Source organism: Kitasatospora cathayae (assembly GCF_027627435.1).
GTDB lineage: Bacteria > Actinomycetota > Actinomycetes > Streptomycetales > Streptomycetaceae > Kitasatospora > Kitasatospora cathayae.
Map to the genome: position 1 here is coordinate 4,665,479 of NZ_CP115450.1, position 15,899 is coordinate 4,681,377.

Consider the following 15,899-nt stretch of genomic DNA (forward strand, 5'->3'; position numbering starts at 1 on the left):
GCAATCGGAACTGCAACCACCCGGCGCTCCTCTCCGCGAGGTCCGACATGCGACGTCTCGGCTCGATGTCAAAGCGCAGCGGTAGAGGCTCTACTTGCTGTAGTGGTAGCGGCAGGCGACGACACAGACAGTGTCGGCTTGCTCGTCGAGGACGTAGACCAGGCGGTGCTCCTGGTCGATCCGGCGGGACCAGGCCCCAGCGAGCTCATGGCGCAAAGGCTCGGGCTTGCCGATGCCCTCGTTGCCGTTGCGGCGGATGTCGTCAATCAACTGGTTGATGCGCTTGAGGAGGCGGCGGTCGTCCGCTTGCCAGGACAGGTAGTCGTTCCAGCCGCGCTCGGTGAACTGGACCTTCACGCGGTCTGCTCGGTGGGGCCGTCGGGGTCGATCAGCTCGCGGGCCTGGACGCGGCCTTCCCGGTATTCCTGCAGGGAGCGACGCAGGTGATCGGCGTTCGCTGGGGAGCGGAGCAGGTAGTCGGTCTCGCGTAGTGACGCGTACTCGGCGAGGGAGACGACGACCAGCGGTTCGTGGCCGGCGCGGGTGATAACGAGTTCTTCGGCGTCGTTCTCGACGGCGTCGAGCGCGGCGGCGAGGTTGCCGCGGAGTTCAGTCGCACTCATCGTCTTCATGCTGTACATAATAACGTACACCCCGCGCCTTGCTCTGCCTTGGCGCTGCGGGGGCTGGGTATCGCTTGCCTCGACTTCATGATCGCGTCGCCTTCGGCCTCTGCGCTCCCCGGAGGGTCGGCGGACTCATCTGGCATGTGAAGAGGGGGTCGGAGGGCGGGTCGGAGTCTCTGGAACCCAGCGTGGAGACTGCTGATGGGGCTGTGAATGCAGAAGGGCTGCACCGTCGGAACGGTGCAGCCCTTCTAGCTGCGGAGGATACGAGATTCGAACTCGTGAGGGGTTGCCCCCCAACACGCTTTCCAATTCTCCTCGGCACTGTCCGGTGGCGTTCGCACGCATTCTGAACTGCGGTCATCCTGCTGCCAAGGTGGCGACTGAACTCATTCGGACGACGATGAACGAGACCGGAACCGAGACCAGGCCGGGGCTGCTGTTCGACAGCCGCGGCGATGCTGCCACCGATAACGGACCGAGAGCGGTCCTTCCCGCGGAGTCCGACTTGGTGTCGATCACACCCCCCATCAACCGGAGCGGGTCACGACGTGGGACGTCCCGATGACCTCCCCCTTCGCGTTCAGCGCCTTCACCTGGAAGTACGGTCCCGGGTTGTCCGTTGTGACGGCCGTCTCGAAGCCGGTCCGGCCGGCGTGGTCGACGACCACCGACAGGGACCGGGCGTCCGGCCCGGCGAGCACCTGCCACGCCTTGGTCTCGGTTGAACCGTTCCAGGAGGCGTAGACGATGCTCCGCCCACCGCTGCCGTCGCGCGCCGCCGCACTGGGCGGATACCACGGCTTGCCGACCCACTCGTGGCGGAACGCCCGGTACGAGATGTCGGAGCCCGGCATCATGGCGTCGTAAAGCAGGTTCTTCGAGCCGTCGCCCTCGGTGTTACCGGCACCCCTGTACTCCGAGTAGTACGACTCCTGCCCCCACCCGACGAACTCGTTGCCGTTGGTGAGCGCCTGGGTGTCTCCCTGGGACGCCGCGTACAGCCCCGGTGCGTGGTAGTAGGTCCGCGCCGCGGTCGCGCGGTGGTTGGGGAGGTCGAGGTCGAGGATCAGGCCGTGCGACTGCTGTTCGGGGGTGCCGTCCGGCTGGTTGCAGCAGCCGTCGTCGAACATGCTGATCCGGTTTCCCGGCCGGAACCGGGCGTGGTGCTGCCAGAAGAAGTCCGCGTTCGGGCCGAAGCTGAAGTCGCTTCTCTTGCCGCCGAGTTGCCAGCGGATGGCGCCCGTCTGCCGCGCGACGTCGTAGACCGCCCAGAGGTTTCGGGCCGAGATCAGCAGCTGGCCGTCGGGGCCCTCGTCGATCGAGTTCACGTGATAGGCGTCCCACACCCCGCCGGACGAGGACGCCGAGGAGGCCGACACCTCGGAGTCCGCCGGGTTCACGTGGTCCAGGACGTCCCACGAGAAGACGAGCTTCCCGGTCGCGAGATCGACCTCCTGGACCTCACTGTCCTCGATGGCCCCGTCCTTCGGCCCCCCGAACGGGGTGAGGTCCATCGGGACCGGCTTGGACGCGATGAACAGCGCGGTCCCCCGGCGCGTCAGGAGGAACTCGTGGAAGTCCGGGTAGAAGCCGTGCCGGGCGAAGACCGTCCTGAGCAGGCGGTAGTGGTCGTCGTAGATGTAGTAGCAGCCTCCCGGCTCGGGGGCGCCGCCGGGCAGGTTGGTGTAGTACGGGGGAATCGCGATGGTCCCCTGCCAGAACGTCAGCACCGGCTGTGTGCCACCGGTCCGGGGGTTGTGGTAAGTCTGCACCCGGAAGTCGCCGTTCTCCAGGTTCGCGACGGGAAGCGGGCGGAACCAGACCGGATCGCCGGAGTCCTCAAGCATCAGCGCCCCGGTCTGGCCGACCGGCTGGGTGAGGTTGTACGGGGCGACGAAGACGTCCCCCGGGGCCGTGCCCGGTTGTCGAGTGGTCACGGTGACCCGCAAGGGATGCAGCTTCGGCGCGGACACGAAGCTCCACACGTCGCTGCCGGAGGTGATCGGCGGCGGTACGCTCGTCGCCGGCGGGGCGGGCCGGGTCGCGCACTGGGCACGGTCCCATCCCATCAGGTCGGACGCTGCGGACGTGCCTGCCCCGAGCGAGCCGAGTGCCCCAGCCGTCACCATCACCGTCGCGGCCGCCATCCACCGGTGCCAGGCACCCCTAGCTGCAGGCACGTCCGTCCTCCTTCTGCTGCTCACCCGCACGGAAACGGAGCGATGGCCGCACGGCCTTGGCCGTCCTGCCCGGAAGCGATGGGAAGCCAGCGCCCCACACGAGGTTGTACGGGCCCGCGGCCTTCGCCTCAGAGGACTTCGCCCTTGGTGACCGGTATGGCCCACAGATGGCACCCGAACAGGCCTGGCGACCGGCCGGTGGCCGAGCGGTCCCGCCAGGCAGGCTGGATGATGCCCCGCAGTGTCCTCATCCGGCAGGTGGCCAAGGACGCCGACGGGGACGACTCACAGGCCCCCGAAAAGGCCCGATGAGAGGAAAACTGATGCGGGACACGACGACTGTTCGTCCGGCTGTCCGCCGGCGACCGTGGGCGTCCGCTGGTCAGCGGGGTGGCACGGCTTCGCGGTCGAGGGTGCGCTTGATCACGCGGATCCCCTGGTCGACCATCTCGGTGATGGGCTCCCGGAGGCTGCCCGGCGTCACGTCGATGATCCAGACGAAGCGGCTGCGGTTCTCGGCGTCACCGAAGACCTGCATGGACGCGTGGTGGTGTTCGGGCTCCAGGGAGCCGCCAAGCACCGCATAGGCGATGCGGCGGGCCTCGTCGTCGATGTCGACGATGAGTTCGCGCACCACGGCGCCGTTCGCGAAAGTCACGATCCTGATGTCGTCTTCGACGCGGGTGTCGGTGACGTACCCCGGTGCGACGCGTTTGTGGACCTCACCGAAGTCGCGCACCGCTGCCCAGACGTTCTCGGGGGCATTGTCGATCAGGACTTCGCGGTGGATGGATGCCATGGGTCGATCTCCTCTCTGTCGGCGCTCACTCGCCGGTGGTCGCGGAGGAGAGGTAGAACCTCTACGTCGACCCGCGGCTCGAACTGGCCCACCGGCGCCTCATCGCCACCGCGCGCTCGGGCGACGTCGACTACGCGCTCACCGAGGACCTGCTGGCCCTGCTCTCGACGGCCATCGGTCGCACCGTGGCCGGACCGACCCCGCTCGGCAGCACGTCGGCCGAACACGATCGACGCCTGGTCACGGCTGCCCGCGAGGCGATTGCCGAAGGACACCCCGCCACCGACACGCTGTTCTCGCTGGCCGAGCTGTTGGGCGTCTCGCCCTACCGCCTGAGCCGGGCGTTCCCGCGCCAGCTGGGCGTATCGGTGACCCGCTACCGCCACCGCGTCCGCATCGGCCGAGCGCTCGACCGCCTGGAGGCCGGCGAGAACAGCCTCAGCACCCTCGCCGCCGACCTCGGCTACGCCGACCAGGCCCATCTGACCCGGACCATGCGCCAGTACCTCGGCCACACCCCGACGAGACTGCGACGGCTTCTGGCACCCGCACCCTGACCACGTCTGTCCCGGCGCGGCGCCCGAGCTGTGGCAGCAAAACGAAGGCCCGGACCGCTTCGCAGCGGTCCGGGCCTTCGATCAAGGCGGAGGATACGAGATTCGAACTCGTGAGGGGTTGCCCCCAACACGCTTTCCAAATGTTCGTCCGGCTGTCTGCAGATGTCCGTAGGGGCCCTGACCTGAGGTGGAGTAGCCCGCTGGTCGAGCTCTGAACGGCCCTGGACGGGGGTGAATGCAACCAGAACTGCAACCAGCGCGGGGTGGCGCTCACCTGGCGCCTCACTGCTGTCGGGACCTGCGCGGTCGGATGCTGCCGAGGTTGATCAGCGACGTTCCCGCACAGCCGGTCCTTGTACGCCGCCGCGCTCTCCAGAGGTTGGTGGTACGGGCTGGCATGTCCCAGTGTTAACAGGACGTTCCGGCGGGCACGGGTGCGAGGTGGATGAGGTAGCGGTCCACGGCGTTGGTGACGCAGCTGTTGCTGCGTCCGTAGGCGGTGTGGCCCAGGCCGTCGAAGGTCAGCAGCATGCCGCCGGGGAGTTGGGCGGCGAGGCTGCGGGCGTCTTCGTACGGGGTCGCCGCGTCGCCGGTGGTGCCGACCACGAGGACGGGGGGCAGACCGTCGGCCTTGACGCGGTGTGGGGTGGTCGGCCCCGCGGGCCAGGTACGGCAGGGGAGTTCGGCCAGGACGGTCGAGGCGCCGAAGGCACCTGACTCCTGGTGGGCGCGGTCGAGGACGTCCCAGTACGCCTGCGGGTCGGTCGGGTGCGGTACGTCGAGGCAGTTGACGGCCAGCAGGACGTCGGCGGTGTTGTCGCGCGGCGCCGGATTCGAGGAGTCCGCCGGGGCCGGGGCGGTCGAGCCGGTCGAGCTGTCGGGGACGGACGGGCTGTCGGAGCCTTCGCTCTGCAGGGACGCGCTCTTCCTGGCGATGGCGGCGAGCTTGGTCCCGTCGCCCCGGCGGGCGGCGCTCAGCCCCTCGGACAGCTCGCGCCACTGCTCTTCCGGTGTGTACATCGACATGGTGACGGCCGTGTGCAGGGTGGCCTCGTCGAGCCCCTCGGTGCTGCCCTTCACCGGGAGCGGGCGGCGCGCCACCTTCGCGTACAGGTCGGCCACGAGCGTGCGGATCCCGTCCGGGGTGTCGGCCGGGCAGTTCGGTCCGGCGACGTTCGCGCAGTTGTCCGCGTAGTCGTCCACGGCCTTGCGGAAGGCCCGTCCGCTACTCAGGGCTTGGGCGGACCAGTCCAGCGAGGGGTCTACGGCGGCGTCGAGGACCATCGCGCGTACGCGGTGCGGGAACTGCTCGGCGTAGACCGTGCCGAGGTAGGTGCTGTACGACCAGCCGATGTAGGTCAGCCGGTCCTCGCCGAGGGCCGCCCGCAGGACGTCCAGGTCGCGGGCGGCGTCCAGGGTGCCGAGGTGCGGCAGCAGGGCGCCGCTGCGGGCCCGGCAGTCGGCGGCGGAGCGGTCCGCATCGGCCAGGGCGGCCCGGCGTTCGGCGTCGGTACGCGGGAAGAGCGGCTTCGGTGCGTCCGCGTTCGCGCCACCGGTACCGCCGGGAGGAGTGACCGCAGGAGCGCCCGGGGAAGGGTCCGCCGGAGTGCAGTCGACGGCCGGCTTGCTGCCGGCGACGCCACGCTGGTCGAAGCCGACGACGTCGAAACGCGCCCTCGACTCCTTGCTGAAGGACTCGATCCCCCCGGACGTCAGGTGCCGCACTCCGGAGACGCCCGGGCCGCCCGGGCCGAAGACGAGCGACCCGACCCGCTGCGCCGGATCGGCGGCGGTCTTCCTGGCCAGCGGCAGGACGAAGGTCTTCCCGTTCTGCGGTTGGGCGTAGTCCATCGGGACGGTGAGCGTGGCGCACTCCAGCTCGCCGCAGCCGCTCCAGGTGAGCTTCTGCTGGTAGAACGGGCGCAGCTCGGCCCGGTCGGCCGGCTCGGTGCTCGCGGCGGGCGGCGCGGCGGCCGCCCGCGGGGCGTCCGTGCCGGTCGGGGCGCAGCCCGTCAGGGCACTCGCGCCGAGCACGGCCACTGCCGCCGCCAGGGCGCGCCCCGCCCCGGCACAGCGGCCCCGGTCCCGGTCCGTGCTGCGTATCCTTCGAGCGAATCCGCTCACTTGCTGCTCCGTCCTGCCTTGCGTGTTTCCGTGCAGCAGGGAGCTTGGCCGAGGGAACCTGAGGCTTCGGTGAGGACGGCGGGGCGGTCAGGGCCGCGGGTGCACGGGGACGCGCAGCAGGAAGCGGGCGCCGCCGCGCTCGCTTGCCGTGACGGTGAGCGATCCGCCGTGCGCATGGGCCACCCAGGCGGCGATGGACAGGCCCAGGCCGCTGGAGCCCGCGCCGCTGTGGAAGCGTTCGAAGAGCGAGTGCGCCCGTTCGGGCGGTACGCCGGGCCCCGCGTCGTCCACGGCCACCGTGCCGTCCGCGCTCACCGTGACCTCGACGTCGGCGGCTTCGCCCAGGGCGTGGCCGTGGGCGAGCGCGTTCCCGAGCAGGTTGGCGACGGCCCGGCGCAGCAGTGCCGGGTCGGCGCGGACGATGACCGGTTCGGTGCGGGTGCGCACTCGGTGGCCCTCGGCCGGGGTGTCGGTGACAACGGCGTCGACGAGCTGGTCGAGGCGCAGCGGTTCGAGGTCGAGGTCGACCACCCCCGCCATTAGCCGGGCGCGGGTGAGCAGGCCCTCGACCAGCTCTCCCATGCGGGTCGACAGGCGCAGGGTGCGCCGGAGGACCTCGGTGGGTTCGGCCTCGCCGCGCAGGCCGGTCTCGGCGAGCAGTCGCAGTGAGGCGGCGGGGGTGCGCAGGTCGTGGGCGGCATCAGCGAGGAATGCCTCCTGCTGGTCGAGTGCGGCGAGCGCGGGCCGGACCGCCCGCCCGGCCAGCAGTCGGCCGGAGAGCGCGGACAGGCCGATCAGGGCGGCGCACGCGGCCGTGATCTCCAGTGTCAGCCGGTTGTGCGCGCTCTGGTGGGCGGAGATGTCGGTGGCCGCGACGACGACACCGGTGAGACCGTCCTCGTCCGGTGGTGCGAGGAAGGACTGGGCGAACAGCCGTACCGGGTGGCCGCCCTGGTCGTGCGAGGTGGCACGGGCGGTGCCCGGAGCGGCGGCGGCCTGCGCCACCGCCATGACGGCGGCGGGCGCTGCGATGGCACAGGGCCGGTGTGCCTGGGCGGCCACGGTGAGGCGGTCCGGCGGCCCGGTCAACAGGGTCACGGCCGGGCAGTCGTAGCCGCCCTCCTTGGGGTCCGGATACAGCAGCGCGCCGTCGTCACCGACCCGAAGTTCGGCGACGGCCTCGCGCACGCGCGCCGTCAGGTCGGCGTCGACCTGTCCGCGCCAAGACGTGTCGTCCGCGTGGACGGCGAGAGCGGCCATGCCGATCAGGGCAGCGGCACTGGTCAGGGTGAAGAGCAGCGCGATGCGCCGGCGCAGCCTTCGGATGCGGCCCGCCGGGGTCGGCGGTCTCACCCGTCCGACTCCCCGTCCAGGCGGTAGCCGACACCTCGGACGGTGTGGATCAGCGGCGGATCGCCGATCTTGCGGCGCAACTGGGAGACCAGTACCTCGACGACGTTGGAGTTGGGCTCGGTCAGCTCATCCCAGCAGCCCTCGATCAGTTCGGCGCGGCGCACCGCCTCTCCGGGGCGGGCGGCCAGCATCTCCAGGACAGCGAACTCCTTGCCGGTCAGGCCCAGCAGCACGCCGTCACGGTGCACCGTACGGCGGGCCGTGTTGATCTCCAGCCCGCCGCAGCGGTGGACTGGCGAGCGGGGGGCCTCGACCCGCCGGCACAGGCTGCGCACCCGGGCCACCAGCTCCGGCACGGCGAACGGCTTGACCAGGTAGTCGTCACCGCCGGTCGCGAAGCCCTCCACCCGGTCGGCAACGGTGTCGCGGGCGGTGAGGAACAGCACCGGGACGGTATGCCCATCGCGTCGCATGCCCTGGACGTACTCGGCGGAGTCGCCGGCCGGCAGCATGCGGTCGAACACCACGCAGCTGTAGTCGTTGACGAAGAGCGCCTCGTCCGCGGCTGGAAGATCGCATGCCTCGTCGACGGCCATCCCACCGCCCCGCAGGGCGGCCACGACCGCGAACCGCAGATCCTCGTCGTCCTCAACCACCAGCACTCGCACGCCGGGAATGATATCGGCCGGTTCGTCCATGCGTGTCCGGCGGTGGTCCGCACCATCTGGCGAAGCGTCGGCGGCCTGCTCCGACCGGACCCAGCTCCAGCGCGACGCCGATGCGATCACCGCAGTCGGCGCCACGGGAGTGCAGGCCCGCCTGGTCACCTCCGGCGGCCGGAGCCTGACCGCCACCAGTGGTGTCGCGGACCTGAGGGTCCGACAGCCGGTCTCTCGGAACGGCTACTTCCGGATGGCTAGTGTCACCAAGGCGTTCGTGGCCACCGTGACCCTGCAACTCGCCGGTGATCGCAGGCTCTCCCTGGACGACTCGGTCGACCGCTGGCTGCCCGGCGTGGTGTCCGGAAACGGCAACGACGGTCACGCGATCACCATCCGCGAACTGCTGCAGCACACCAGCGGCATCCACGACGACTACCCGGACTACGCCTCGGCGGCGGACTTCCAGCAGCACCGGTACGACAGCTACACGCCCGAGCAGACCGTCGCCCGGGCGATGCGCCACCGCCCGGACTTCCCGCCCGGCAAGGACGGGAGCTGGAGCTACTCCAATACCGATTACGTCCTGCTCGGCATGATCATCGAGCGGGTCGCCGGGCACTCCTGGCACGAGGAGGTGAGGGACCGGATCGTCCGGCCGCTCGGCCTCGATCACACCTTCTGGCCGGGTACTTCACCCACGCTGCCCCGGCCGCACGCGGAGACCTACCAGAGCTTCGAACCCGGCGAGCCGCTCGTGGACGTCACCGAGCAGGTCGGCCAGGGCACCAACGGAGAGGCCGGGCTCGTCTCCACCACCGCCGATCTCAACCGGTTCTTCCGCGCCTTGCTCGGCGGCCGGCTCCTGCGACCGGCGCAGATGGCGCAGATGCAGCAGACCATGCCGGTCGGCGAGGAGTTCGAGCGGCTCCTGCCGGGCGCCCGTGACGGGCTGGGGCTCTTCTCACGCCCGCTGTCCTGCGGCGGGGTGTACTGGGGCCATGAGGGCGGTGATGCCGGCTGGATCACCGCCACCGGGGTCCCCGCTGACGGCCGGCGCAGCGTCGTGGTGTCGTTGTCGGGCGTCCGCGCCAATTCCACGCAGGATGTCCTGCACGTGGAACAGGCCGAGACCAAGTTGGTTGACGACGCCCTGTGCGCGAACCCGGACGCCGGCCACCAGCGGCCTTGAGGTCCTCCGCAGGTCGCGGGCACGGGCCACCAGCGCGACGGCGGGGCGATGCCGGGGAAGGTGTCGGTAGAGGCTCGGCCGATGGTCACCGCCGGGTCGGCGCCGGCGGAGGAGAGGTTGACGGCGGTGGCCCAGAGGCCGCCGCCGAGGCCCGGATTCGCGACTGAGGCCAAAACTGAGGCCACGGAACAGAAGAAGGCCCCGACCGGGAACCCGGTCGGGGCCTTCAACTGCCCAGCTGGGCAGAGGCGGAGGATACGAGATTCGAACTCGTGAGGGTTTTATCCCAACACGCTTTCCAAGCGTGCGCCCTAGGCCTCTAGGCGAATCCTCCGTGGGAGAGCTTAGTACATGTTTTGGGGTGCTCGCGACCAGCTATCCCGCAGGCGGGAGGGCGGGGGTGGCCTGTGGATCGTCGGGGCCGGGATCCGGTAGTGTGGGGGTCAGCCCCTCGTGTGGCGTCATCTCTCTGAACCCCCCCAGGGCCGGAAGGCAGCAAGGGTAGGAGGGCTCTGGCGGGTGCACGGGGGGTCTTCGCGTTTCTGGGGGAGTGCGGGGCGGGGGAGTGCGGGGTCGGGGGTGAAGGGGCGACGCGTTTGTCGGCCCGTCCCGATATCGTCGGTGGTGTGTCCCTAGCCCTGTACCGCCGCTACCGCCCCGAGACCTTCGCGGAGGTCATCGGGCAGGAGCACGTGACCGCTCCGCTCCAGCAGGCCCTGCGCAACAACAGGGTCAACCACGCGTACCTGTTCAGCGGGCCGCGCGGCTGTGGCAAGACGACGAGCGCGCGCATCCTGGCCCGTTGCCTGAACTGTGAGCAGGGGCCGACGCCGACACCCTGCGGGGAGTGCCAGTCCTGTCGGGACCTCGCGACCGGCGGGCCCGGCTCGATCGACGTGATCGAGATCGACGCCGCCTCGCACGGTGGTGTGGACGACGCGCGTGAGCTGCGCGAGCGGGCCTTCTTCGCGCCGGTGCACAGCCGGTACAAGATCTTCATCCTGGACGAGGCGCACATGGTGACCTCGGCCGGGTTCAACGCGCTGCTCAAGGTGGTGGAGGAGCCGCCGGAGCACCTCAAGTTCATCTTCGCGACCACCGAGCCGGAGAAGGTGATCGGGACGATCCGGTCCCGCACCCACCACTACCCGTTCCGGCTGGTCCCGCCCGGCACGCTGCGCGACTACCTGGCGGACGTCTGCGGCCGCGAGGGCATCCAGGTCGAGGACCCGGTGTTCCCGCTGGTGGTACGGGCCGGCGCGGGCTCGGTGCGTGACTCGATGTCGGTCATGGACCAGCTGCTGGCCGGTGCCGGCGAGGGCGGCGTCACGTACCAGATGGCGACGGCCCTGCTCGGGTACACCGACTCGGCGCTGCTGGACGAGGTGGTGGACGCCTTCGCCGCGCACGACGGGGCGACGGTGTTCCAGGTGATCGACCGGGTGGTCGAGGGTGGGCACGACCCGCGCCGGTTCGTCACCGACCTGCTGGAGCGGCTGCGCGACCTGGTGATCCTCGCCACCGTGCCGGAGGCGGGGGAGAAGGGGCTGATCGACGCGCCGGCGGACCGGATCGCGGTGATGCAGGCGCAGGCGGACGCGTTCGGCGCGGCCGAGCTGAGCCGGGCGGCTGACATCGTCAACACCGGGCTGACCGAGATGCGCGGCAACGCGGCGCCGCGGCTCCAGCTGGAGCTGATCTGTGCCCGGGTGATGCTGCCGGGCGCGTACAGCGACGAGCTCTCGTTGCAGGCGCGACTGGACAAGCTGGAGCGCCGGGCGGCCGCGGGCGGTTTCGCCGCGTCGGCCGGGACGGCGCCGATGGCGGTCCCGCCGATGGCTGCCCCGATGGCGGCCGCGCCGATGGCTCCGCCCGCGGCCGTACCGGCGGGCCCGTCGGTGGAGGTGCCGGTGGAGGTGCCCGCGCCGGCGGCCACGCCCGTCGTGGCGCCCGTCGCCGCGACGCCGGCCCCCGTGCAGGCGACCCCGCCTCCGGCCGGGCCCGCCCCGGGCGCCTGGCCGATCCCGCGCAGCTTCCCGCCCGTCGGCGGCGCACCGGCCCCTGCGGCCGCCGCGCCCGTGCCGCAACCGCAGGTCCCGCAGCCCGCGCCCACCCCGCCCCCGGTCCAGCAGGCGGCCCCGGCTCCCGGTGGCCAGCCGTCCGCTGCCGCGCAGCAGGGTGCCGCGCAGGTCCGGCAGCTGTGGCCGCAGATCCTCGAGGCGGTGAAGAACCGCCGCCGCTTCACCTGGATCCTGCTCAGCCAGAACGGTCAGGTGGCCGGGTTCGACGGCAGCACGCTCCAGGTCTCGTTCATCAACGCGGGCGCCCGGGACAGCTTCGTCGGCAGCAACAGCGACGACGTGCTGCGCCAGGCGCTGTCCGACGCGCTGGGCGTGGACTGGCGGATCGAGTGCATCGTCGACCCGTCCGGCGGAGGCGGAGGAGCTGTAGGCGGAGGAGTCGGAGGCGGCGGGGGCACGGCCCCGGCCGCGGCCGCCCCGGCCGGGGGTGGCTGGGGTGCCCCGGCCCGTCCGGCGGCCGCCGCGCCGCCGATGGCCGCTCCCGCCCCGGTGCAGCCCCAGCCGCAGGTGCAGGCGCCCGCCCCGGTCCAGTCGCTGCCCCAGCCGCCGGCGCCGGTGCAGGCCCCCACGCCGGTGCAGGCTCCGCCGTCGGTGGCGGCGCCCCCGGCCCGTCCGGTGCAGTCGGTGGCTCCGGAGGACGACATCCCGGAGGAGGACGACCCGGACCTCAACGAGGAGGCGTTCTCCGGCCAGGAGCTGATCATCCGGGAGCTGGGCGCCACGGTGCTGGAGGAGATCCACCACCGCGGCAACTAGTCGAGGCGACCACGGCACCCCGGGCGCGGTCCCCACGGGCAGGTCCGGGCCCGTAGGCTCAGCGGTGACGAACGAAGAACGCGTGACAGCAAGGAGTGAGCCGTGTTTCCCGGTGGTGGTCAGCCCAACATGCAGCAGCTGCTCAAGCAGGCGCAGAAGATGCAGCAGGAGCTCGCGAAGGCCCAGCAGGAGCTGGCCGAGGCGAAGGTGAACGGTACGGCGGGCGGCGGCCTGGTCGAGGCCACGGTGACGGGCTCGGGTGAGCTGGTGGCGCTGAACATCGCCCCGGCCGCGGTCGATCCGGAGGACACCGAGACCCTGGCCGACCTGATCCTGGCGGCCGTCCGGGACGCCAGCCAGGCGGCCCAGAAGCTGCAGGCCGAGCGGATGGGCCCGCTGACCCAGGGCATGGGCGGCGGCATCCCGGGCCTGCCCTTCTAGGACGCGCTGCTGGGACGGCACGTCCTGGGCGTCCCTTCCAGGGCGTCCCAGAACCTCCCGTTCGGGATGTTCCTCATGTGATTTCTGTGGGAGTCGGGCGTCGGCCGGTGTGTCCGGCGCCCGATTCGTTGGATGATGGCACCGGAGCACCTCCGACCAGGGCACCACCGACCGACCGAGGGAAGGCGCGACGTTGTACGAGGGCGTGGTTCAGGACCTGATCGACGAACTGGGCAGGTTGCCCGGCGTCGGGCCCAAGAGCGCCCAGCGGATCGCCTTCCACGTGCTGCAGGCCGACCCGGTCGACGTGCGCCGCCTCGCGCACGCGCTGCTGGAGGTCAAGGACAAGGTCCGCTTCTGCGTGGTCTGCGGCAACGTCGCGGAGGCCGAGCAGTGCCGGGTCTGCCTGGACCCGCGCCGCGACCTCGCCGTCATCTGCGTGGTCGAGGAGCCCAAGGACGTCGTCGCCATCGAGCGCACCCGTGAGTTCCGCGGCCGCTACCACGTGCTGGGCGGCGCGATCAGCCCCATCGAGGGCGTCGGCCCGGACGACCTGCGCATCCGCGAGCTGCTCGCGCGCCTCGCGGACGGCACGGTCACCGAGCTGATCCTGGCCACCGACCCCAACCTGGAGGGGGAGGCGACCGCCACCTACCTGGCCCGGCTCTGCAAGCCGATGGGCCTGAAGGTGACCCGGCTGGCGAGCGGACTGCCCGTCGGCGGGGACCTGGAGTACGCGGACGAGGTCACCCTCGGCCGCGCCTTCGAAGGGAGACGACTGCTCGATGTCTGACCGGACGATCAACCAGCAGCCGCACGGCCCGCACCCCCACGCGGAGCCCGAGGCCCACGCCCCGCACACCCACGGCCACGGCTCCGAGCCGGACGACTTCGCCGTGCAGATCGCCGACTCGGTGGAGAGCTTCGTGCTCGCCGTCACCGAGGTCGCCAAGGGCGACGAACCGGGCAGCGTGGTCTCGCTGCTGCTCCTGGAGGTCTCGCAGCTGCTGCTGGCCGGCGGCCGGCTGGGCGCCATCGAGGACGTCGTCCCGGAGGACCGCTTCGAGCCCGACGCCGGGCCGGAGCCGGACGGCGAGCAGCTGCGCGAGCGCCTCGCCGAGCTGCTCGCGCCGATCGACGTCTACCACGAGGTCTTCGACCCGTACGGCCCGCCGGAGAAGCCGAACGCCTTCCGGATCTCGGACGACCTGGCGGGCGTGGTCAGCGAGCTCCAGCACGGCCTGACCCACTACCGGGAGGGCAGGGTCAGCGAGGCGCTGTGGTGGTGGCAGTTCTCGTACCTCTCCAACTGGGGCACGACCTGCACGGCGGTGCTGCGGGCGCTGCAGTCGCTGATCGCCCACGTCCGGCTGGACAGCCCGATCGGTGCGGCGGCGGACGGTGCGGACACCGACGACGACGGGCTCACCGACGAGCAGCTGGAGCAGCAGGCGGGCGACCTGATGGCGGCCGAGCTCGGTCTCGGCCGGTAGTCCGGCGCCCGGTGGTTCCCCGCGATCCGGGCCACCGGAGATCCGGAGATCGTTGTGACGAATGCCTCGGCAATCCGCCCGGAAAAGAAATCCGGCAGCGCCGCCGGGCATTCTTCGGAGGATTCTGCGGAACCGCGCCGGGTGCCCGCAGACCTGCCGGTGGCCCGCCCGAATCGCCGCCCACTTGCTGAAACCGCCGTCTCACCATGTGGAAGCCGCCGGTCAGGGCACCCCTGCTCGGTAGACTGGCGCGGACCGCACCCCCCTTTCACCCGGGGGTACGGGGGCCTGGCGCCCCCGGAAAACGACACTAGTCGAGGAGCGCACGTGGGCCTTGTCGTGCAGAAGTACGGCGGCTCATCCGTTGCGGATGCCGACGGCATCAAGCGCGTTGCCCGCCGAATCGTTGACGCCAAGAAGGCCGGCCATGAGGTCGTCGTCGTGGTGTCCGCGATGGGCGACACGACGGACGAGCTCATCGAACTCGCGGAGCAGGTGTCACCGCTCCCTGCCGGCCGTGAGTTCGACATGCTGCTGACCGCTGGAGAGCGCATCTCCATGGCGCTGCTGGCCATGGCGATCAAATCCCTGGGTCACGAGGCCCAGTCCTTCACGGGCAGCCAGGCCGGTGTCATCACCGACTCCGTCCACAACAAGGCGCGCATCATCGACGTGACGCCGGGTCGCATCCGCACCGCCCTGGACGAGGGCAACATCGCGATCGTGGCCGGCTTCCAGGGCGTGTCCCAGACCAGCAAGGACATCACCACGCTGGGTCGCGGCGGCTCGGACACCACCGCCGTCGCACTGGCCGCCGCGCTCAAGGCCGAGGTCTGCGAGATCTACACCGACGTGGACGGCGTGTTCACCGCCGACCCGCGCGTGGTGAAGAAGGCGCGCAAGATCGACTGGATCGCGTACGAGGACATGCTGGAGCTGGCCTCGTCCGGTTCCAAGGTGCTGCTCGACCGCTGTGTGGAGTACGCCCGCCGCTACAACATCCCGATTCACGTACGCTCGTCCTTCTCGGGTCTTCCCGGGACGATCGTCAGCAACGACAACCCGAACGAGCCCGAAGGGGGCGAGATGGAGCAGGCCATCATCTCCGGAGTCGCCCACGACACCTCCGAGGCCAAGGTCACGGTCGTCGGCGTGCCCGACAAGCCGGGCGAGGCAGCGCGCATCTTCCGCGCCATCGCCGACGCCGAGGTCAACATCGACATGGTGGTGCAGAACGTCTCCGCCGCGTCGACCGGCCTGACCGACATCTCCTTCACCCTGCCCAAGACCGAGGGCCAGAAGGCCATCGACGCGCTCGGCCGGGTCAAGGAGGGCATCGGCTACGAGTCGCTGCGCTACGACGACGCGATCGGCAAGATCTCGCTGGTCGGCGCGGGCATGCGCTCCAACCCGGGCGTCACCGCCACCTTCTTCGAGGCGCTGTCCGCCGCGGGCGTCAACATCGAGCTGATCTCCACCTCGGAGATCCGCATCTCGGTGGTCACCCGCGCCGACGACGTGCCGGAGGCGGTCCGCGCCGTGCACAGCGCCTTCGGCCTGGACAGCGAGAGCGACGAGGCCGTCGTCTACGGCGGCACCGGGCGATGACCCGGGAGCCGGGCAGGGGCCTCCGGG

At 71.1% G+C, this 15,899-nt stretch carries 14 protein-coding genes, 1 tRNA gene and 1 other RNA gene; 8 read left to right on the top strand and 8 right to left on the bottom strand.

What is annotated here, in order from left to right:
* Nucleotides 1–90 precede the first annotated feature (90 nt).
* From O1G21_RS20735 to O1G21_RS20750, 4 genes are all read right to left on the bottom strand, one after another.
* Complete coding sequence (locus O1G21_RS20735; protein WP_270145951.1) at nucleotides 91–357, bottom strand: Txe/YoeB family addiction module toxin; 267 nt, start codon at nucleotides 355–357, stop codon at nucleotides 91–93.
* Nucleotides 354–623, bottom strand: coding sequence for a type II toxin-antitoxin system Phd/YefM family antitoxin (locus O1G21_RS20740; RefSeq protein WP_449786801.1), 270 nt, complete (start codon nucleotides 621–623; stop codon nucleotides 354–356). The genes O1G21_RS20735 and O1G21_RS20740 overlap by 4 nt, the downstream gene beginning before the upstream one ends.
* A 533-nt stretch (nucleotides 624–1,156) precedes the next feature.
* Nucleotides 1,157–2,566 (bottom strand): arylsulfotransferase family protein, encoded by a 1,410-nt coding sequence (locus tag O1G21_RS20745; protein WP_270145955.1) that lies wholly within the window; start codon nucleotides 2,564–2,566, stop codon nucleotides 1,157–1,159.
* Between the two features lie 625 nt (nucleotides 2,567–3,191).
* On the bottom strand, nucleotides 3,192–3,608 hold the full coding sequence (locus O1G21_RS20750) for an SRPBCC family protein (protein WP_270145957.1): 417 nt from the start codon (nucleotides 3,606–3,608) through the stop codon (nucleotides 3,192–3,194).
* A gap of 185 nt (nucleotides 3,609–3,793) precedes the next feature.
* Here O1G21_RS20750 and O1G21_RS20755 point away from each other — a divergent pair, with 185 nt between their 5' ends.
* The gene (locus O1G21_RS20755) at nucleotides 3,794–4,165 is read left to right on the top strand and encodes a helix-turn-helix transcriptional regulator (protein ID WP_270145959.1); all 372 of its coding nucleotides are present in this window, start codon (nucleotides 3,794–3,796) and stop codon (nucleotides 4,163–4,165) included.
* 408 nt (nucleotides 4,166–4,573) lie between these two features.
* On the opposite strand, the gene O1G21_RS20760 is transcribed toward O1G21_RS20755, so the two are convergent.
* From O1G21_RS20760 to O1G21_RS20770, 3 genes are all read right to left on the bottom strand, one after another.
* Nucleotides 4,574–6,289: an alpha/beta hydrolase gene (locus O1G21_RS20760; protein ID WP_270145961.1), complete on the bottom strand. Its 1,716-nt coding sequence runs from the start codon at nucleotides 6,287–6,289 to the stop codon at nucleotides 4,574–4,576.
* 87 nt (nucleotides 6,290–6,376) lie between these two features.
* Entirely contained in the window at nucleotides 6,377–7,642 is a 1,266-nt protein-coding gene (locus tag O1G21_RS20765) for a sensor histidine kinase (RefSeq protein ID WP_270145963.1), read from the bottom strand.
* Nucleotides 7,639–8,304 (bottom strand): response regulator transcription factor, encoded by a 666-nt coding sequence (locus O1G21_RS20770; protein ID WP_270151137.1) that lies wholly within the window; start codon nucleotides 8,302–8,304, stop codon nucleotides 7,639–7,641. Before O1G21_RS20770 ends, O1G21_RS20765 begins: the two co-directional genes overlap by 4 nt.
* A 34-nt stretch (nucleotides 8,305–8,338) precedes the next feature.
* Here O1G21_RS20770 and O1G21_RS20775 point away from each other — a divergent pair, with 34 nt between their 5' ends.
* On the top strand, nucleotides 8,339–9,493 hold the full coding sequence (locus tag O1G21_RS20775; protein ID WP_270145965.1) for a serine hydrolase domain-containing protein: 1,155 nt from the start codon (nucleotides 8,339–8,341) through the stop codon (nucleotides 9,491–9,493).
* 249 nt (nucleotides 9,494–9,742) lie between these two features.
* Here the strand turns inward: O1G21_RS20775 and O1G21_RS20780 are convergent.
* A tRNA-Ser gene (locus O1G21_RS20780) sits at nucleotides 9,743–9,827 on the bottom strand.
* A 108-nt stretch (nucleotides 9,828–9,935) separates the two neighbouring features.
* On the opposite strand from O1G21_RS20780, the gene ffs reads away from it, so the two are divergent.
* From ffs to O1G21_RS20810, 6 genes are all read left to right on the top strand, one after another.
* An RNA gene (gene ffs / locus O1G21_RS20785) (signal recognition particle sRNA small type) lies at nucleotides 9,936–10,032 on the top strand.
* Between the two features lie 87 nt (nucleotides 10,033–10,119).
* A complete protein-coding gene (locus tag O1G21_RS20790) occupies nucleotides 10,120–12,330 on the top strand; it encodes a DNA polymerase III subunit gamma and tau (RefSeq protein ID WP_270145966.1) in 2,211 nt (736 codons plus the stop codon).
* Nucleotides 12,331–12,432: 102 nt separating this feature from the next.
* Nucleotides 12,433–12,771, top strand: coding sequence for a YbaB/EbfC family nucleoid-associated protein (locus O1G21_RS20795; RefSeq protein WP_270145967.1), 339 nt, complete (start codon nucleotides 12,433–12,435; stop codon nucleotides 12,769–12,771).
* A 193-nt stretch (nucleotides 12,772–12,964) separates the two neighbouring features.
* On the top strand, nucleotides 12,965–13,564 hold the full coding sequence (gene recR, locus O1G21_RS20800; protein WP_030288200.1) for a recombination mediator RecR: 600 nt from the start codon (nucleotides 12,965–12,967) through the stop codon (nucleotides 13,562–13,564).
* Nucleotides 13,557–14,264, top strand: a complete 708-nt coding sequence (locus tag O1G21_RS20805) for a DUF5063 domain-containing protein (RefSeq protein ID WP_270145971.1) — start codon at nucleotides 13,557–13,559, stop codon at nucleotides 14,262–14,264. Before recR ends, O1G21_RS20805 begins: the two co-directional genes overlap by 8 nt.
* Nucleotides 14,265–14,591: 327 nt before the next feature.
* A complete protein-coding gene (locus O1G21_RS20810; protein ID WP_270145973.1) occupies nucleotides 14,592–15,872 on the top strand; it encodes an aspartate kinase in 1,281 nt (426 codons plus the stop codon).
* Nucleotides 15,873–15,899: the final 27 nt, after the last annotated feature.

Bases quoted from the DNA above. Each gene is read 5' to 3' on its own strand.
- O1G21_RS20740 (WP_449786801.1), bottom strand. From the start codon at position 623: ATGAGTGCGACTGAACTCCGCGGCAACCTCGCCGCCGCGCTCGACGCC.
- O1G21_RS20750 (WP_270145957.1), bottom strand. From the start codon at position 3,608: ATGGCATCCATCCACCGCGAAGTCCTGATCGACAATGCCCCCGAGAAC.
- O1G21_RS20775 (WP_270145965.1), top strand. From the start codon at position 8,339: ATGCGTGTCCGGCGGTGGTCCGCACCATCTGGCGAAGCGTCGGCGGCC.
- O1G21_RS20805 (WP_270145971.1), top strand. From the start codon at position 13,557: ATGTCTGACCGGACGATCAACCAGCAGCCGCACGGCCCGCACCCCCAC.